Origin of the sequence: Poseidonocella sedimentorum (assembly GCF_900116005.1) — a bacterium.
Taxonomy (GTDB): Bacteria; Pseudomonadota; Alphaproteobacteria; order Rhodobacterales; family Rhodobacteraceae; genus Poseidonocella; species Poseidonocella sedimentorum.
Map to the genome: position 1 here is coordinate 229,422 of NZ_FOYI01000004.1, position 18,470 is coordinate 247,891.

The 18,470-nt window shown below is 70.9% G+C and carries 13 protein-coding genes; 10 read left to right on the plus strand and 3 right to left on the minus strand.

Annotated features, from left to right (window positions below):
* Positions 1-12: 12 nt before the first annotated feature.
* The 9 genes from BM353_RS08100 (at position 13) to BM353_RS08140 (ending at position 14,199) form a co-directional block, all read left to right on the plus strand.
* Complete coding sequence (locus tag BM353_RS08100; protein ID WP_092079081.1) at positions 13-336, plus strand: hypothetical protein; 324 nt, start codon at positions 13-15, stop codon at positions 334-336.
* Complete coding sequence (locus tag BM353_RS08105) at positions 333-716, plus strand: GPW/gp25 family protein (RefSeq protein WP_092079084.1); 384 nt, start codon at positions 333-335, stop codon at positions 714-716. The genes BM353_RS08100 and BM353_RS08105 overlap by 4 nt, the downstream gene beginning before the upstream one ends.
* Complete coding sequence (locus tag BM353_RS08110; protein ID WP_092079087.1) at positions 713-3,247, plus strand: baseplate J/gp47 family protein; 2,535 nt, start codon at positions 713-715, stop codon at positions 3,245-3,247. Before BM353_RS08105 ends, BM353_RS08110 begins: the two co-directional genes overlap by 4 nt.
* On the plus strand, positions 3,247-5,943 hold the full coding sequence (locus tag BM353_RS08115; RefSeq protein WP_092079090.1) for a putative baseplate assembly protein: 2,697 nt from the start codon (positions 3,247-3,249) through the stop codon (positions 5,941-5,943). The genes BM353_RS08110 and BM353_RS08115 overlap by 1 nt, the downstream gene beginning before the upstream one ends.
* Positions 5,940-8,024, plus strand: coding sequence for a hypothetical protein (locus BM353_RS08120; RefSeq protein WP_092079093.1), 2,085 nt, complete (start codon positions 5,940-5,942; stop codon positions 8,022-8,024). The genes BM353_RS08115 and BM353_RS08120 overlap by 4 nt, the downstream gene beginning before the upstream one ends.
* A 57-nt stretch (positions 8,025-8,081) precedes the next feature.
* The gene (locus BM353_RS08125) at positions 8,082-11,432 is read left to right on the plus strand and encodes a DUF6519 domain-containing protein (protein ID WP_092079096.1); all 3,351 of its coding nucleotides are present in this window, start codon (positions 8,082-8,084) and stop codon (positions 11,430-11,432) included.
* Between the two features lie 20 nt (positions 11,433-11,452).
* On the plus strand, positions 11,453-11,938 hold the full coding sequence (locus BM353_RS08130) for a hypothetical protein (RefSeq protein ID WP_092079099.1): 486 nt from the start codon (positions 11,453-11,455) through the stop codon (positions 11,936-11,938).
* 141 nt (positions 11,939-12,079) lie between these two features.
* Entirely contained in the window at positions 12,080-13,288 is a 1,209-nt protein-coding gene (locus tag BM353_RS08135; RefSeq protein WP_092079102.1) for a porin family protein, read from the plus strand.
* Positions 13,288-14,199 carry a FecR family protein gene (locus tag BM353_RS08140; RefSeq protein ID WP_092079105.1) on the plus strand — a complete coding sequence of 304 codons (912 nt, stop codon included), beginning with the start codon at positions 13,288-13,290 and terminating at the stop codon, positions 14,197-14,199. Before BM353_RS08135 ends, BM353_RS08140 begins: the two co-directional genes overlap by 1 nt.
* On the opposite strand, the gene BM353_RS08145 is transcribed toward BM353_RS08140, so the two are convergent.
* The 3 genes from BM353_RS08145 to hmuQ all read right to left on the minus strand — a co-directional run bounded on the left by BM353_RS08145 (position 14,196) and on the right by hmuQ (position 17,674).
* Positions 14,196-16,457, minus strand: a complete 2,262-nt coding sequence (locus tag BM353_RS08145; RefSeq protein WP_092079107.1) for a CHASE2 domain-containing protein — start codon at positions 16,455-16,457, stop codon at positions 14,196-14,198. The two genes, BM353_RS08140 and BM353_RS08145, sit on opposite strands and share 4 nt — an antisense overlap.
* Before the next feature lie 2 nt (positions 16,458-16,459).
* A complete protein-coding gene (locus tag BM353_RS08150) occupies positions 16,460-17,182 on the minus strand; it encodes a cyclic nucleotide-binding domain-containing protein (RefSeq protein WP_092079110.1) in 723 nt (240 codons plus the stop codon).
* Between the two features lie 180 nt (positions 17,183-17,362).
* Positions 17,363-17,674, minus strand: a complete 312-nt coding sequence (hmuQ, locus tag BM353_RS08155; RefSeq protein WP_092079113.1) for a heme-degrading protein HmuQ — start codon at positions 17,672-17,674, stop codon at positions 17,363-17,365.
* 70 nt (positions 17,675-17,744) lie between these two features.
* On the opposite strand from hmuQ, the gene pth reads away from it, so the two are divergent.
* On the plus strand, positions 17,745-18,470 hold the full coding sequence (gene pth, locus BM353_RS08160) for an aminoacyl-tRNA hydrolase (RefSeq protein WP_092079115.1): 726 nt from the start codon (positions 17,745-17,747) through the stop codon (positions 18,468-18,470).

Here is an 18,470-nt window from a genome sequence, read left to right on the forward strand (position 1 = left end):
GGAGGAGCCGACATGCCCGGACCCATGCTGCATATCGGCGCGACCGTGCTCTGCGCGCATGGCGGTCAGGCCCAGCCGACCGTGCCCAATCCGCGCGTGCTGGTCTCGGGCCAGCCCACGGTGCTCCAGACCGCGCCCTGGGTTGTTGCCGGCTGCGCCATGCCGCCGCCCCCTGCGGGCAACGGGCCCTGCGTGACCGCGAGTTTCGTTACCGGTTCGCTCCGCGTGAGCTCGCTCGGCCAGCCCTTCGTTCTGATGGACAGCCAGTCCATCGCCGCGCCCACCGGCACGCCGCTCCTGCCCGCCGCCACGCAAACCCGGGTGATCGCCACATGACCGACGCCGCCTACTCCATCGCCTTCCCCTTCGGCTTTGCCGCCGATGGCACCACCGCCGAGGTGGGCCGCGCGGATCACGTGACCGACCTGCTGGAACAGCTGCTCTTCACGCGTCAGGGCGAGCGGCTCTTGCGCCCGGCGATGGGCTGCGGCCTGCCGGACCTGCTCTTCGCCCCCGCCTCGCCCGAGACGGCGGAGGCCGCGCGGATGACGATCCAGGTCGCCGTGCTGGAGCATCTTGCGCGCGAAATCGAGCTCACCGGGCTCGACGTCCGGCCCGAGGGCAGCAGCCTGCGCATCGACATCGCCTACCGCATCCGCGCCACCGGCGACGCGGGCCACGCGCGCTTTGACGCCGAGACCGGAGCGGACGGATGATGTATTTCTGCTGCGATGACCGCCGCCGCGAGGCGACGCGCCTCAGCCCGCTCAACGGGATCGATTTCGTCGAGGTCATCGACATGAGCGCGCCGGTGGAGGCCGATCGACAGCGCTTTGTTCACATCCACTTGCTGAAGGACCCCGCCCCCGAGAGCTACGGGCCCGATGAGGTCGTCGTCGAGGGGCCCGCCGGGCCGCTCGATCTGGCGGGCGTGACCACCGGGCTCGGGGGCCAGACAAACATCGTCGTGGTCGAGCTGGTGAGCGCGGGCGATTTCGATCCGCATGTGATCCGCCTGCGCCGCGGGCTTCTGGACGAGCGCCCGCCGGTGGAGATCGACCCGCAGCTTGCCGCGGTGGCGTTCAGCTTCAAGGTCGAATGCCCGTCGGATTTCGACTGCCTGAGCCCCTGCGATTGCGGCCCCGAGCCGAAGCAGATGCCCGAAATCTCCTACCTCGCGCGCGACACCGACAGCTTCCGCGCCGCCATGCTCGACAGGTTGGCCACGCTCCAGCCGGACGTGCCCGCGCCGCACCCCGTGGACCAGAAGATGGCCGTCATCGAGGCGCTCTCGGTCCTCGCCGACCGCGTCGCCTATGCTCAGGACGCAGGCCATTCGGAGGCCTATATCACCACATTGCAATCGCGCATCTCGGCGCGGCGGCTCGGCAAGCTGGTGGATTATGACCTTGATGAGGGGCAGACCGCGCGGCTCTTCGTTCACATCGAGGCGCGCGCGGATGCCGCCCCCGCCGGGCCGGGTTTCGAGCCCGTCATCCCGGTCGGCACCGCGCTCACAACGCGGCTTTCGGGCCAGCCGTTGCGCTTGCCTGCGGACCCGGAGATCCTCGCCCGCGCGCCCATCGTCTTCGAGGCATTGACCCCGCTCGAGGCGCTGTTTGCCGACCACAACGAGCTGCGGTTCTACACCTGGTCCGACCAGCGCTGCGCCCTGCCCGCCGGGGCGACCGCCGCGACGCTCGCGGGCCACCACCCCGATCTCGCCCCCGCCCTTTTCCTCGCCTTCGAAGAAGTCGTCGGCCCGCGCACCGGCAACCCCGCCGACCGCGACCGCGCCAACCGCCCGGTCGTCCGGCTCAGCGAGGTCCGCGCCTTCGAGAGCCCCGGCGTGCCGCTGACCGACCCGGTCACCGGCGATGAGATCACCGAGATTGAATGGATGGCGGACGATGCGCTCGCCCGCCCGCTCTGCCTCTCGGCCGAAACGGATGCGCGGTTCGGCAGCCGTTTCCTGCCCCATGTCTCGGTTGCGCGCGGCAATGTTTTTCTCGCGGACCACGGGCGCACCGTGGCGGACGAGGACCTCGGCACAGTGCCCGCCCCGACGCGCAGCTGGGCCCCCGGGCGCGGCCCCCGGGCGCTCGCCGAGGCCGCGACGCGCGATTGCACCGAGACGCTCTGCGCCCCCGAGGAGGCCGAGCGGATCACGCCGCGCTTCGCCCCCGTGCTCGCCGAGATCCCGCTCAGCTTCGCCGCCCCGCTCGATCCGGGCGCCGGCGCCACGGCCCTGCTCGCCGCCCCCGGCGCGCCGCAGCCTGCGCTCACGCTGGAGGCCACGTCCGGCGGCGCGACCCGGCCCTACACCGCCCGGCGCGACCTTCTGGGCAGCGACGCCACCGCGCGCGACGTGGTCCCCGAGGTCGAGACAAACGGCCGCGCGACCCTGCGCTTTGGCGATGACGTGAACGGGATGCGGCCCAACGCCGGGACCGCGTTCACCGCGCGCTACCGCGTCGGGCTCGGGCCGCGCGGCAATATCGGCGCCGATCAGCTCGCTCATATCCGCAGCGATGTCGCCGAGATCGCCGCCTTGCGCAACATGACGCCGGGCACCGGCGGGCGGATGCCGGAAAGCGTCGCCGAGATGAAACGCCGCGCGCCCTTCGCCTTCCGCCGGCAGGACCGCGCCGTCACCCGCGCCGACCATGACGACATGGCCCGCCGCTTCACCCCGCCCGAAGGCCCGATTCAGGGCAGCGTCACCGACATCATGCACACCGGTTCCTGGCTCACCTCGCTCATGACCGTGGATCGCCGCGGGGGCCGCCCGGTCACGCCGGAGTTCGAGACGGACCTGCGCGCCCACATGGAGCGCTACCGCATGGCGGGGCGCGATCTGGAGGTCGAGGGGCCGATCGACGTGGGGCTTGAGATCGACATGACGGTCTGCGTCTGCGGCGACTACCTGCGCGGGCAGGTCAAGGCCGCGGTGCTCGCGCGCTTTTCCAACCGCACCCTCCCCGACGGCACACTCGGCGCCTTTCACCCCGACCGGATGCGCTTCGGCGAGACGGTCTACCTCTCGCCGCTCATCGCGCTGGCGCAATCGGTCGAGGGGGTGCGCGCCGTCTCGGTCACGCGCTTCCGGCGGATGGGAGACGCGGGCAGCTCGGGGCTCGAGGCCCGCAAGCTGGAGCTCGGCCGGCGCGAAATCGCGCGGCTCGACAATGACCCAAGCCGCCCCGGCAACGGCGTCTTGCGGTTTGAGATGACGGGAGGACGTTGATGCGCGAGACCCACAGCCTTTGCGACGCCTGCGACGGGATCACCGTCTCGACCCCGCGCGCGAGCTGGCAGCGCCCCGGCCTCTCGGCGATTGACGCCCGCGCGGGCGATTACTGGGCCTACTACGAGACGCTCACCGCCCGGCTGAGTTCGGCCGAGTACGGCCCGCTTGCCGATCTCAAGACCCGCGATCCGGGGCGCGATTTCTCCATCGCGCTGCTCGATGCCTGGGCCGTGAGTGGCGAGGTGCTGAGCTTTTATGCCAATCGCCTCACCTCAGAGACGCTGCTGGACACGGCGGGCGAGCTCTGGTCGCTGCACCAGCTCGCCGCGCTTGTCGGCTACCGGCCCAACCCGGGCGCCGCCGCAGAGACCACGCTCGCCTTCACCATGAGCACCACGCCCGGCGCGCCGCAATCCACGACGCTGCCCTCGGGCATCAAGGTCCAGAGCACGCCGGGCCCCGATGAAAGCCCGGTCATCTTCGAGACAACCGAGGCCATTCCGGCCCGGCCCGCCTGGAACGCCATGCGGCCCCAGCAGGGCGCGGTCCAGACGCTCACCGCCGCCACCCGGACGCTGTACCTTTCGGGCCTCTCGACCGGGCTCGTGCCCGGCGATGCGCTTGTCTTCTTTGCCGAGGATGGCGCGCCGGTGCTCGCGCTCATCCGCGCCGTGGTGCTGGAGCCCGCCGACATCGCCGCCGATCCCGGCGCGGTGGACCTCACCCGGCTCGAGATCGACCCGCTCGCCACAGACCCCGGAGAGCAGGCCGCCACAGCCCCGCCCGCCCCCACGGCGCCCGTCTTGCCCCCGGTCCTTGCCGCGCAGCTTGGCCAGACGCTCAGTGCCGGCGCGCTGACCGAGCTGCTGGAGGCCGAGGCGCTCAGCGAAGCCGCGCTGTTTGACCCGCTGCGCGGTCTGGCCGAGACGCCGCCGCGGATCCTCGTCTTTCGCGAAGCTGCGGGCGCCTTCGGCAACGCCGCCCCGGCGTTCGACACGCTTCCCCCCTCGCTGACCGGAGACGTGCCGCGCTACAATTCGGACAGCGCTGGCAACGTCTTCATCGACGGGTTCGACCCCGCCCCCTACCACGATGCAAGCGCGGCCGAGTGGGCCGACGCATCGCTTACGGTGCTCGAAGACGGCGACGGCGCGGTCTATCTCGACCGGGTAATCAAGGAGATCGGCGCGGGCGGCTACGCGGTTCTGCGCGATGGGGCAAGCTGGGGCGTCTACGGAATCGAGGATACGGGCGAGGTCTCGCTCTCGGAATTCGCGATCACCGGCAAGGTCACGCGGCTCACGCTCCACAGCGCCGCGGGCTTCGGCAGCTTCTCCACCCGCGGCACGACGATCCACGCGGGCTCCGAGTGGATCGACCTGCCGCGCAGCCCGCTGCGCACGCCGCTCCGAGCCGGCGAGACCCAGCTTGCGCTCGACACCTGGGCGCCGGGGTTGCAGAACGGCCAGAAGATCTTCCTGCGCGGGCAATTCGCCGATGGGCTCGCCGCGCCGATCACCCGGCTGGTCGAGATCGCCGGGGTGGAGCACCAGATCCGCGCGGGCGGGACCACCGAGCTCACCCTGAGCGCACCGCTGCGCGAGGATTTCGACAGGACGGCCCTGCGGATCAACGCCAATGTCGCCGCGGCCAACCATGGCGAGACCACCGAAGAGATCCTCGGCGGCGGCGATCCGGGCCAACGGTTCCAGAGCTTCACCCTGCGGCAAAAGCCGCTCACCCATGTAAGCGCCGATGTCGCCGGAGGGGTGCGCCCGGAGCTCACATTGCGTGTCAACGGCGTGCGGTGGGACCGCGTCCCCGACTTCCTCGACCCCCAGCCGAACCTGCGCGGCTTCACCCTGACCACCGACCCCGAGGGCGTGGCGACGGTGGGCTTCGGCAATCCCGATTTCGCGGCGAGCCCGGCCAAGGGGGCCGAGACGATCTCGGTCAGCTATCGCACCGGGCTCGGGCTGGAGGGGCGCGTCGAGGCGGGCCAGCTCAACATCCTGATGACCCGTCCGCTCGGGCTCGACGGGGTCGAAAACCCGCTCGCCACCGAGGGCGGGGCCGATCCGGCCAGCGCCGAAGCGCTGCGGAGCGAATTGCCGATGAGCTTGCGGACGCTGGGGCGCGTGGTCTCGCTGTCGGATTTCGAGGATTACAGCCGGTCCTACGCTGGCATCGCCAAGGCCCGGGCCGAGTGGGTCCGCCTGCCCGGCGCGATCAAGCCCGGCGTGGTCGTGACCGTCGCGGGCGAAGAGGCCGCCGAACTGCCCCCCGAAACCACGCTCCACACCACACTGCGCGATGCGCTGACCGCCGATGGGTTGCCCTTCGCGCGCTTCCGCCTCCGGAGCTTCCGGCCCCGCTACTTCCGCCTCGCCGCCAAGGTCAAACCCCACCCCGATTACATCGCCGATGACGTGCTCGCCGCGGTCGAGGCCGCCCTGCGCGCCGCCTACGCCTTCGAAGCGCGCGCCTTCTCCGCCCCGGTCTTTGCCTCCGAGGTCATCACCGTGATGCAGGGCGTGGCCGGTGTCGAGGCGGTCACGCTCGACCGGCTCTATCGCGGTGCGGCAGCCCAGCGGCGCGAGGTGCTCCACGCCGACAGCGCAGGGCCCGCGCAGGGCGCCGAGCTTCTGATGCTGCACCCCGAACCACTCGATTACCTGGAGGTCCTCTCATGACCCGGCCCATGCCCTCCGGCGACTGGCTCTATGCCGCGCTGCCCGAGATCCTGCGCGCCCGCGATGCGGAGACGGGCGAGGCCCTGCGCGCGCTTCTGGCGCTCCTTGGCGAGCAGGGCGACACGCTCTTCGAGGAGGCCGACCGGCTCTACGACAACCAGTTCATCGAGACCTGCGAGGACTGGCTCGTGCCCTATCTCGGGGCGCTGGTGGGCTACCGGCCGGTGCATGACGTCGGCCCGGTGAGCCAGCGCGCTCTGGTGGGGCGGTGGATCGCCCTCACCCGCGCCAAGGGCACGGCGGCGGCGCTGGAAGAGGTCGCGCGGGGGGCCACGAACTGGCCCGCCAAGGTGACCGAGTATTTCCAACTGCTTGCGCACCCGCAATTCATGAACCACATCCGCCCCGAGGCCCACGGCGCGCTCGACATGCGCCGCGTCCCCCGGCTGGAGGCGCTCGGCAGCGCGTTTGACAGCGCGCATTACACCGTGGACACCGGCCGCATCCCGCTCGGCGAGGGGCGGCACAATGTCCAGAACATCGGCATCGCGCTCTGGCGGCTGCGCCCCGATGCCTGGCCCCGCCACCGGGCGTTCGTGCGCGGTGCGCGGCGTTTCACCGTGCATCCGCTGGGCCTCGACACCCGGCTCTTCAACCTCCCCGAAAGCGAGACCGGGACGGACACGCTCGCGGGCGCCGTCAACCTGCCGATCCCGCTGGAGCGGCGGCACCTCGCGGCCAATCTCGCCGCGTTCACCCCGCGCGCCTTTCGAATTTGGGTCGACGGGAACGAGGTGCCGCCCTCGGGCCTGCGCGTGTGCAACCTCTCGGATGCGGGCGGCGGCTGGGCCCATGCGCCGGATGGCGTCGTCGCGATCGATCCGGTTCTCGGGCGGATCAACACCCCCGCCGACGCGCCCGCGCCGGAGCTGGTCGAGGTCGAGGCGCAGACCGCGCTGATGGGCGATCTGGGCGGCGGCGCCTATGAGCGGGCAGCAGGGTTTTCCGAGGCGCTGAGCCCGTTGCGGCCCGTCGATGCTGCCGGCGATCTGCAGGCCGAGCTGACCGAGGTGGCCACCGGCGGCGCGGTGGAGATCACCGACAGCGAGACCTATTCCGGTGCCGTCGCCATCGACATTGCCGAGGATCAGCGGCTGGAGCTGCGCGCCGCCAACGGCCAGCGCCCGACCCTGTCGCTCGGGGCCGACATGGCGCTCACCGGGGCGGCGGAGGCCGAGATCACCCTGAACGGCCTGCTGATCGCGGGCGGCGCGCTCATCGTGCCGGACGACGGGGCCAACGCGCTCAGGCGGCTCACCCTGCGCCACGTGACGCTCCTGCCGGGGATCACCGCGCAGGCGAACGGCACGCCCGACCAGCCCGCCGCGCCCTCGCTCATCATCGAGGCACCCAATGTCATCGTCGAGCTGGACCGCTGCATTCTGGGCGGAATCCGCTGCCACCCCAGCACGGTCCTCACCGCAACCGACAGCATTATCGACGCCACCGCCCGCGAGAACATCGCGCTCGCCGCCCCGGACGGGACCAGCCCCGCCGCGCGGGTGAGCCTCCGGGAATGCACCGTGATCGGCAAGATCTCGGCGCGGGTCTTCACGCTCGTCTCCAACAGCCTGCTCGACGCGGCCCTCGCCCCCGGCGATCCGTGGGACATCGCCATCGCGGCCCAGGACACCCAGACCGGCTGCGCCCGGTTCAGCTACATCCCGCCCGGCGCGCGCGTGCCGCGCCGCTACCGCTGCCAGCCGAGCCTTGCACGCGCACAGGCCCTGGCCGCCGCCGAGGAGGCCAACCCGATGCTGAGCCCCGCCGAGGAGGCCGCGATCCTGCGCCGCGTGACCGCGCCGCTCCGCCCCGGTTTCACAGAGCGCCGCTATGGCCGGGCGGGCTACATGCAGCTCCTCACCGCCGCCCCGCGCGAGATCCGCACCGGGGCCGATGACGAGAGCGAGATGGGCGCGTGGCAGCACATCCACCAGCCCCAGCGGGAGAGCAACCTGCGCGCGCGGCTCGACGAATTTCTACCAAGCGGCATGGACGCCGGATTTCATCATGAAACGTGATTGCAGCACCCATATAAGCGCCCGCCCGAGCGGCACGGCGCGGCAGGAGGGGGACAGATGACCATCGACATCAGCCGGAAAACCTTTGATCCAGCGCGCAACACCGCCTGGACCACCACGATGCAGGGCCGCGTGGCGACCGATGCGCCGGTCAACGAGGATCGCACCCTGGTCGACCGGCGCCTGCGCGCGCTGATGACCGACCTCATCGGGCGCTGCGGCTATCCCGCCGCCTGGCCGACCTCCTTCGAGATCACCGTCGCGGGCGGGGCGCTCTTCGTCGGACCGGGGCGGTACTACGTCGATGGGCATGTGGCGGAGTTCTTCGGCGCGGAGGCGCGGATCTTCGATCCGGTGCTCTCCGAGGCGCGTCGCGACGGGCCGGTGGCCTTCGACGCCCAGCCCTACCGGCCCGGCGCGGCGCCGGACGCGCCCGAGGGCGGGCGGCACCTGATCTATCTCGACGTCTGGCAGCGCGACGTGACCGCGCTTCAGGATGCGACGATCCTCGATCCGGCGATCCCGGTCGACACCTTCGCCCGGCGCCAGACGGTCTGGCAGGTCAAGAGCTTCGGCCCCCTGCCCGAGGGCGTCGATTGCGCGACGCCCGATGACGATATCCCCGGCTGGCCCGAGCTGATCGCCCCCTCCGGCGCGCGGCTCACCACCCGCGCGGACCCGGCTCAGGCCGCGAGCGATCCGTGCCTGCTGCCCCCCGGCGCGGCCTTCCGCGGGATCGACAACCGCAGCTATCTCTACTGCCTGCACGATTTCGACGAGGACGGCACACCGCTGATGAAATTCTCCCGCAGCCACGGGGTCATCGCGACGCGGATCCTGAGCCAGCCACAGGGGGATGTGCTCGAAGTGGTCGAGGTCGCGAAGGATGATTTCCTGCGCTTCAACCCGGGCGATTGGGTCGAGATCACCGACGAGGCGCGGGTCCTCGCCGAGCAACCCGGGACGATGGCGCGGGTGCTCTCGGTGGACGATCCCGCCAACACGATCACACTGGAAGACCCTTTGCCCGCCGGCGCGCTCCGCCTCGACGGCGCCGGGCCGGACGTGGACGCAAGCCTCCAGCCGATCCTGCGCCGCTGGGACCAGAGCGGCCAGATCCGCGACCATGACGGCGCGCTCATCGTCGATCTCGATGCGCCGGGCGCCAGCGGGCTCATCCCCGCGCCCGCCGACGGGACCTTCATCGCGCTCGAAGACGGGGTCGAGGCGGCGCTCGACATCGCGCCCACCGGCGAGGCCCCGCGGATCAACGACTGCTGGACCTTCGTTGCGCGCTATGCGGACAACTCCGTCGAAGCGCTCGACGCCGCCCCGCCGCAGGACACGCATCACCACCGCTGCCGCCTCGCGCTCGTCGAGGCGGACGACGGCGAATGGCTCGGCCCGGTCCTCTCCGATTGCCGCGATCCGATCGACCTTGGCGGCGCCTGCTGCTGCACGGTCGTGGTCTCGCCGGGCGAGGATATCCAGGCCGCGATCGACAGCCTGCCGGATGATTTCGGCGGCTGCGTCTGCCTCAAGCCGGGGCTGCACGAGATCCGCGAGGCCCTCCGGATCGAGACGCCCAACATCGTGCTGCGCGGCGAGAGCCGGGGCGTCACGGTGCGGCGCCTGGGCGGTGGGACGGTTCTGCGCCTGACCGGGGCGGTCGGCATCGACATCGACAAGATCGCCTTCGAGCATCGCCCCGAAGACGGCGCGAACACTACCGGAAGCGGCCTCGTGGAGATGCAGCTTTGCGCCGGCGTGCGGCTCACCGGCTGCGTGCTGCGCGCGCCGGACGAGGCGGGCTCGGTGGGCGTTCTGCTCTCAGGGTGCAGCGAGGTCGCGTTGCTGGACAGCCGCTTCGCCGGGGTGGCGATCGGCGTGGCGATGCTCTCGCGCTGCGATGAAATCACGGTCGAGGGCAACGCGATGACCCTCGGCGGGCCCCAGATCCCCGGCCAGTTCGGCATCACCGCGCGCGGCGCGACCGGCCCCGTCCACCTGCGCCAGAACCGCATCGCCGGCGCGCTCACCGGGATCAGCGTCAACGACGATCCCACCGGCGCGAACCGCGGCTCTCTCGCGGCAGGCAGCACGGTCAGCGGCAACGAGATCAGCATGGCCCTGCAACCGGTCACCGGCGACGGGGCGGCGCGCTTCTTCGGCATCGACAGCGGCGCGGGCGACACGGTGATCGACGCCAACCGCCTCTACCTCGCCGGGGGCGCGCGCGTCGCGATCCGCTACAGCGGCACCGGCGGCAAGATCACACGCAACCTCATCGAGGTGGACCTCAACGCCGACGACGACGGCGAGAACACAGGCATCTTCATCGGCCCCGAAGAGGACACGCCCCACCTCACCCGCCAGATTACCGTGACCGGCAACAGCCTTCGCGATGTGACGGCGGGGATCGTCGCGCGCGAGGTGACCGACATCCAGATTTCCGGCAACGAGATCGACGCGAGCCCGGGGCGCACCATCCTGCCCGGGATCATGCTCGACGGCGCGACACGCCCGCGCGTGACCGACAACTCGATCCGCGAGGCCTGGGGCGGCATCTTCGCCACCGGCGGGCGGCTGCTGCATTGCGCGGGCAACACGATCACCGATTGCGCCTTCGGCATCGTCGCCGCGACCGAGACCCAGCCCACCATCGCGCAAAACGCCCTCACCAACATCGCCATGTTCGGCGCGCTCACCCTGCTGACGGTGGCGCAGACCAAGCTGAGCGGCAACCGGTTCGGCAATGTCGGCTGGAGCGGCGGCGCGGCCTGCGCCATCGGCGGGATCATGGTGCTCGGCGATTGGGAGGTGGAGGGCAACGAGATCCTCAACACCGGCCTGCCGCTGGACGGCGCGCCCAACGGCAGTGCGGTCGCGGGCATCCGCGGCGCGCTGATCCTCGAGAGCCGGATCGACGCCAACACCGTGACCTATTCCAACATCGCCGATCTGCCCGACGGGCGCGAGGACCGCGCGCTCCAGCTTCAGGGCCTTCTGGAGATCTCGATCCCGGTCTCGGACCGGCGGCTCGCCTTCGGCTTCCCCTGCCAGATCACCAACAACAAGTTCATCGGCAAGGGCCAGTCGGCGCTCGTGGAACTGCGCCAGACCGACCTCAACGACACGATCCGGCTGCGCTTCGAGCGGGTGTTCTTCAACCACAACTACTGCCTCCACGCCGGGCCCGGGGACGCGGCGGACAGTGACGCGACCGTGATCCTCACCGGCTCGGCCGGGGTCGTCATGGGCAATCAGGTCAAGGCGCAGGAGCGCTTCATCCCCTCGATCAACATGCGCAACATGACCGGCACAATGGTCGGCAACATCACCAGCGCAGGCTTCGCCCAGGACCCGAATTTCCCGGTCAACGAGGCCGATTTCAACCGTCAGATCTGAGACCCGAAAGGAATGCCGCCATGAGCGTGACCAAACTTATCCGAGACCGGACCAAGATCCTCGACGGGCTCGATGCCCGGTTCAAGGAGGTCCCGACCGCCAAGACGCTTCAGGCCCGCCTCGGCGCCGTAAACGACCAGCAGGAAGCGCGCATCGCCGCGCGGATCAAGACGCTGGAGACGGAGAAGGCCACGGCACTGGCGCGGTATGATGCGGCGATCAAATCCGAACAGAGCGCACTGGCCGAGCTCAAACAGGCGCGCATCGACCTGACCAGGATCGCGCCCGGAAAGGCGAGCTCCGGGAAAACGACCGGCAAGACCACGACCAAGGCAAAAGCCACCACAAAGGCCAAGACCGCGACAAAGGCAGCCACCAAAACCGCCACGAAGGCCTCCACGCGCGCGCCCACCCAAACCAAGCTGACCCGCGCAAAAGCCGCGACCCGCAGCACCGGCAAAGCCACCACCAAACCGGGCGCGCGCACCCGGACGCCCAAGGGCTGAGCCGCTCTCGCGCCGTATCGGGGCCCCCAGGGTCGGGTTTTCCCGACCTTCCGGGGGGCGCGCGCAGTTTTTGCTTAACAGCGCGGCAGGGCGCGGCCTAAGGTCCGTTTACCTTTGGTTAACGGTGTTTGGAATTTTGAAATGAGAGATTTTTTGCGGGCGGCGCAAGCGACGGCCCTGGGGGTTTTCCTATGTGTCGGGGGCGCGGCGCAGGCGGATTTGGCGGATCTCGACGCGGAGCGCGAGGCGGCGTTTCAGGCGGTCTATGCCGCCCCCGGGGATCCGGCCGCGATGATGCGCTATGCCCGCGCGGCAATCGCGATGCGCGATATCGAACCGGCCGTGGCGACGCTTGAGCGTCTGCTCGACATCGCGCCCGCCCACGTGGCCGCGCGCACCGAGCTCGCCGTCGCCTATTTCGCTCTCGGCAGCAACGAGATCGCCGCGCATCACTTCCGCATCGTCCGCGCAGCCCCCGGCCAGAGCGCGGCAGCGCAGGCCGAGATCGACGACTACCTCGCCCGGATCGCCCGGCGCGGCGCGCGCGATCAGCTCTCCGGAAGCGTCGGGCTCGGGGTCTCGGCGGTGGGCGGCGAGGACGGCATCGGCGGCGCGCTCCAGCTCGACCTGCGCTGGCTGCGCGATCTCGGTGGCGCCAACGCCAACCACTGGCAGACCGACCTGCTCGCCCGCGCCACACGTTCGGGCGCGGACACTGCATCCGGTGGCGCGGTGCTGGCGCTGCGCACGGGCCCGGTCCTGAGCCTCGACGGTCTGGCCTATGGCGCGAAGCTCCGGCCCTACGTGGCGGCGGATTTCAGCCGCGACGGCGATGGCGAGGACGAGACCGCCCTGCGCCTCGGCCTGCTCTACATGAACGCCCACAGCGCGCGGCTCACGAGTTTCGCCGATCTCAACATCGGCCGCGTCGCCGGCGAGGATGACGCGCGAAGCTGGTCGGCTCTGGCCGGGATCACGTTCCGCCCGACCGCCCGCACGGCCCTGCGCCTCACCCTCCGCCGCAGCCACGCGGAGCGGGACGACGCCGCGAGCAGCCGCTTGACCACCGGCGCCCGCGCCGCGCTCGACCACAGCCTCTCGCTGGGATCCGGGCCCGGCGCGCGCCCGGTCCGGCTCACCGGTTTTGTGCAGCTCGACCAGATCGACTATTTCGAAACACCGGGCGGGCGCGAGGATCGCCTCAGCGCCGCCGGCCTCTCGGTCCGGACCCCGCTCCGGGGCGATCTCTTCGTGGAGGCCAGCGCGCGGCGCGTGGAGCGCGACTCCAGCCTTTCCGCTCATGACGACATAACGCCGGTCTTCGGCCTGCTGATCGGGAGGACGTTCTGATGATCGCCCAATGCCTCACCCGCCTGACCCGGTCCCTCGGCCTCGCGCTCTGTCTCGCCAGCCCCCTCGCGGCGCAGGACATCGGCAAGGTCGCCTCCCAGACCCCGAGCCTGCGCGGGGCGCCCCCCGGGGCCACGGCGCGCGCGCTCTCTCCCGGTGCCGGGGTCGTGGCCGACGAGACGATCACAACCTCCGCAACCGGGCGCGGCCAGCTGCTCTTTCGCGACGAGACAACGCTGAGCATCGCGCCCTCGACCGAGATCGTGCTCGACCGGTTCGTCTATGATCCCGCGCGCGGCAGCGGCGCGGTGGGGCTGACGCTCGCGCGCGGCGCGCTGCGCTTCATCGGCGGCAAGGCCACGCGGGCGCAACCGGCCGAAATCACCACGCCCACCGCCACCATCGGCATCCGCGGCAGCTCGGCGCTGGTCTTCATCGAGGACGGGCGCAGCACCGCGATCTTCATCGCCGGCGACCAGCTATGCCTCACCCCGGCCGCAGCGCCCGCGCATTGCACCAACCGGCGCGGCGGGGTGCTCGACGAGACCGGCTATCGCGGCACGGTCAGCCCGACGGCGCTGGCCCGGGCGTTGGCGCGGATCGACGGCGCGCCGGTGGTCGGCGCAGCCCCCCCGGCCGGAGCGGCGACGGGCACGGGCATCGCGGGGCTCGCCCCTCCAGGCGGCGCGCCGCTGTCCAGCAAGGGCGAGCGCTACGATCTGGATGCGTTCGACGAGGGCATTCTGCGCCGGGAGCTTGAGGTCCTGCTGCCCAATGGTGCCGGTGCGGGGGCGATGGACGGCCCCGAGGACGGGCCGTCGGAGGGCTACACCAACACCTGTACTCCCGACTTTGTGGACGAGTTCTTCGGCGGAAATCTCTCGGATTGCCTCGCCGAAATGGGCGGTTAGCGTTTGGCCTGCGCGCGGTTGCTGCCATCCCAATCGGCGGGGGGCGGGGCCGCGCGGTGGCGCGCGATCCGGGCGAGGTACTCTGCCGCGAGGGGCGCGAGCGGCCGGCCCTCCAACGCCTCGGCCGAGAGCCCGCGCCACGCGGCCTCCGCCCCATCCCAGTCGCGCGCGACATAGGCCGCGCGGGCCTCGGCCACCGCCTGCGCCAGCCGTTCGGCCTCGGGGCTTCTACGCAGCACCGCATGGACCGGCTGCGCCGCGCTCCGCCCCTTCACCGCGATCCGGTCAAGCTCCACCGCGATCAGTGTATCGGGCATCCCGGCGAGGCTCTCGGGGCCGACGCAAGAGCGCGTGCCGTACAGCCGGGTGAGCCCTTCGAGCCGTGCTGCGAGCGTCACGCTGTCGCCGACGCAGGTATAGGAGAGCCGGTCGCGCGAGCCCATGAGCCCGACGGAGGCGGGCCCGGTGTTGACCCCGATGGCGATGTCGAGCGCGGGCAGGCCCTGGGCCATGAGCGTGTCGTTGATCCGGGCCAGGGCATCCTCCAGCGCGCCAATCGCCCCGAGCGCGCGGGCGCGGTGATCGGGCTGCGGCAGCGGCGCGTTCCAGAAGGCCATGACCGCGTCGCCCATGAACTTGTCGATGGTCGCGCCGGTGGCGACAAGCGCATCGCTCACCGCCGAGAGATAGGTGTTCACAAGGCGCAACACATCGGCGGGCGGCATGGCTTCGGTGAGGGCCGAAAAGCCGCGAATATCGACAAAGAGCACGGTCAGCTCGCGCTCCGCGCCCTGCGGCGTCAGGCTGGCCTCCGGGTCTTCGGCGATCTGGTCCACAAGGCCCGGCGGCAGGAAATAGGCAAAGCGCGCGCGCACCCGGCGCCGGGCGCGATCCTTGGCGGCGAAGCCGAGCGCCGCGCCGGGCAGGAAGATCGCGACGGCGGTGAGCGCGGGAAACAGCGGATCGAGCAGGAGCCGCGCGCCGGCGAAGGCCCAGAGGCTCCCGCCGATGGCGGCGCCGGCGGTGCCGAGCAGGAGCCCGAGGGCAAGGAGCGGCCGGCCAGCCACGAGCGCGAGCGTGACCAGAAGACCCGCGAGCAGGATCGCCGCGACCTCGGCCCCGCGCGCCCAGTCGGGACGGCGCAGGAACGCTCCGGCGGCGATTTGTTCGATGATCTCCGCATGGACGATCACGCCGGGAACGCGGGCGCCGAGCGCGGTGCTGCGCAGATCGCCAAGGCCCGTCGCCGAGGCCCCCACCAGCACGATCCGGCCCTCAAGGCGCGGGGTGATGGCGGCGTCGGGCGCGGGCGCTTGCAGCAGATCGGCAGCTGAGGTGAGGCGCGCATCGCGGTGGCCGGCGAGGTAGAGACGGAGCTGCCCATCGGGCAAAAGCGGGATCTCGGCCGCCCCGACCCGCAGCGCCACCGCCGCGACCGCCGCACCGCCCGCACCTTCGCCGGAGGCCTCGCTGGTGCGCAGCACATAGCCGCCGGCGCCCTGCGCCACGCGCAAAAGCTCCGCCGAGAACGCCGGGACAAGCACACCGCCCAGATCCGCGACCATGGGCACGGCGCGCAGGGTGTCGTCTCCGCCTGCCCCGAGGCTGATCAGACCGATCCCGGACGCGGCCTCGCCAAGCGCCGGCAACAGCGGCAGGGCGGCGGGAAAGCGCGTGAGCGCGGCGCCGGCTGTCTCACCCGTCACCGCAATTCCGGCCTTGGGCCGCGGGGGCGCACCCGCCTCGACCGGCCCTGACGATCCGGCCAGCCCGAGCACGCTCGGACCCGCGGCGATGGCGCGGGCAAGGCGCGCGTCATTGTCCGGCGGCGGCGGGCTCGGCAGGGGCAGAGGCGCGGCGGGGGAGAGATCCGGGCCGGGGCGTTCCACGCGGCCGGTCCGGTCGGGCTCGGCAAAGAGCATGTCGAAGCCGACCGCGACCGCGCCATGGGCAAAGAGCTTGTCCGCAAGCGCCGCGAGATATGTCCGGGGCCAGGGCCATTGGCCATAGAGCGCGAGGGCGCGGTCGTCGATGTCGATGACATGCACCGGGGCGCCGGGGTCATAGGGCCGGGGCGCGGCGCGTTGGTAGCTGTCGAAGACCGCCTCGCGCGCGCGATCCGCCAGCGGCCAGCCCGCCCCGCAGAGGAGCACCGCGGCGAGGGTCAGCGCGGCCCCGAGCGCCGCTGTCAGCCGGGCGACCGAGACGCCGCCCCGCAAGGCCCGCCACGACCGGCGCTCCGGGCCGAGGGGCGGCAAACCTAGCCCGCCTGTTCGAATTCGGGAGCGGGGCTCGGCGAGGTGGGCGGCGGATCCTGCGGCGGCGGGCAGGGCAGCGGCACCGAATTGGCGACCTTGCGCGCGAGATCCTCGCCGAAGAGCGCGATCATCGCGTTGCTCAGAGGAACCGAGCGCGCCATCGTCCGGTGCAGGGCGGCGCTGTCGAAGCTGATGTAGTCGCTCCCTGCCGGGACCCAGACCGAGGCCGAGGACAGCCCGCCCTTGAGGAACACCAGTTCGCCGGCAAAGGCCGGCCCTTCGGCCGAATAGCGCTGGCCCTGTTTCTCGATCTCGAAGCGGGGCGACTGGATGTAGAAAAGCCGCTCGACCGGTGCGCCCTCATCGATCAATTGCGCCTGCGCCTCGGCCCGATGCCAGCGCGCATGGCGGACCACGCGGCGAAACTGGCCCGGGCGCAGGGTGGGAAAGGCGGCAAAGAGCGCCTTCTCGCGATCGGACATGCTCAGCGTCGTCCGCTCAAGGACAATCAGCACGATCAGCAGAAGATTGATCGCCGTCAGGAACCCATTGGTCAGGATCGAATGCAGGATCGGATTGGGCTGAAGCGTGTAAAAGGCAATGTCGCAGGCCATCCCGATCACCACCAGCGCCCGCAAGACCAACTCATCCCGGACCAGAAAGCCCGCCGCCTTGAACAGAAGGCCGGCAAACAGGACAACGGCAAGGCCTTGATCAATACTCATCAGCAATCCTCAACACACGGCGGACGCAGTAATCCCTGCGCAGGGCGGCGGCCTGAGGGGAAATTCCGCACACGGGGAGTCCAGTGCCCGCGCGGCCTCCGCCCAATCTGTCCTTAGGTGGAAAGCTGTGTCGAATCAACATCTACGGCCCGCGCGTGTGGTGCGCGGGCCGGGGCCGGATCAGCTCAGCTCAATCACCGAGCCGAAGATCTCAAGCTCGGGCGGGCCGAGATAGAGATCGCCTGAGCTGCGCGCGCCCCGATGCGCGGCGCGGAAGGCCTCGGAAGTGGTCCAGGCGGTGAAGCTGGCCTCATCGGCCCAGGTGGTGTGCGAGGCATAGAGCACGTGGTCGTCGCGCTCGGGGCCCTTGAGCAGATGGAAGGCGATGAAGCCGGGCACTTGCTTGAGATGGCTGTCGCGGCTGCGCCAGACCTCTTCGAAGGTCTCGACGGCTTCGGGGCGGACTTTGAACCGGTTCATCGTCAGATACATCGGGCACTCCTTGTCGTACTGCGGGCGATGGGGCTATGTCTGGCTGGAACTGGCTGGACCGGAGGCAGGTTTGCAGATTTTTGTGGGGCTCGGCAATCCCGGAGCCAAATATGCGCGCAATCGTCACAACATCGGGTTCATGGTGTTGGACCGGATCGCGGAGGATCACGGCTTCGGGCCGTGGAAGGCGAAGTTTCAGGGACAGATCGCCGAGGGGCGGCTGGGCTCGGAAAGGGTGCTGCTCCTCAAGCCCGAGACCTTCATGAACCGCTCGGGCCAGTCCGTGGGCGAGGCGCTGCGGTTCTACAAGCTCGAGCCGGGCGACGTGACGGTGTTTCACGATGAGCTCGACCTCGCGCCGGGCAAGGTCCGGGTGAAGCAGGGGGGCGGGCATGCGGGCCACAACGGGCTGCGCTCGCTCCACGGTCATATCGGCGAGGCCTATGGCCGGGTGCGGCTCGGGATCGGGCATCCGGGCCACAAGGACCGGGTTGCGGCTTACGTGCTGCACGATTTCGCCAAAGCCGACGAGGGCTGGCTCGACGATGTGATCCGGGGCGCTTCTGATGGCGCGGCGGCGCTGGCGGCGGGCGACGGGGGCCGGTTCATGAACGCGGTCGCCCTGCGCACCGCGCCGCCCCGCTCCTCCAAGACCAAGCTGCCCGAGCGCGGCGCGGGCCGGCCGGATCCAGCGCCCGAACCGCAAGCACGCGAACCGCAAGCACCCGAACCGCAGAACGCGCCGGGCCCCGACACCCGCAGCCCGATGCAGAAGCTCGTCGACAAGTTCCGCTAA

Coding starts and splice junctions, on each gene's coding strand:
- BM353_RS08100 (WP_092079081.1), top strand. CDS start 13: ATGCCCGGACCCATGCTGCATATCGGCGCGACCGTGCTCTGCGCGCAT.
- BM353_RS08105 (WP_092079084.1), top strand. CDS start 333: ATGACCGACGCCGCCTACTCCATCGCCTTCCCCTTCGGCTTTGCCGCC.
- BM353_RS08110 (WP_092079087.1), top strand. CDS start 713: ATGATGTATTTCTGCTGCGATGACCGCCGCCGCGAGGCGACGCGCCTC.
- BM353_RS08115 (WP_092079090.1), top strand. CDS start 3,247: ATGCGCGAGACCCACAGCCTTTGCGACGCCTGCGACGGGATCACCGTC.
- BM353_RS08120 (WP_092079093.1), top strand. CDS start 5,940: ATGACCCGGCCCATGCCCTCCGGCGACTGGCTCTATGCCGCGCTGCCC.
- BM353_RS08125 (WP_092079096.1), top strand. CDS start 8,082: ATGACCATCGACATCAGCCGGAAAACCTTTGATCCAGCGCGCAACACC.
- BM353_RS08130 (WP_092079099.1), top strand. CDS start 11,453: ATGAGCGTGACCAAACTTATCCGAGACCGGACCAAGATCCTCGACGGG.
- BM353_RS08135 (WP_092079102.1), top strand. CDS start 12,080: ATGAGAGATTTTTTGCGGGCGGCGCAAGCGACGGCCCTGGGGGTTTTC.
- BM353_RS08140 (WP_092079105.1), top strand. CDS start 13,288: ATGATCGCCCAATGCCTCACCCGCCTGACCCGGTCCCTCGGCCTCGCG.
- BM353_RS08150 (WP_092079110.1), bottom strand. CDS start 17,182: ATGAGTATTGATCAAGGCCTTGCCGTTGTCCTGTTTGCCGGCCTTCTG.
- hmuQ (WP_092079113.1), bottom strand. CDS start 17,674: ATGTATCTGACGATGAACCGGTTCAAAGTCCGCCCCGAAGCCGTCGAG.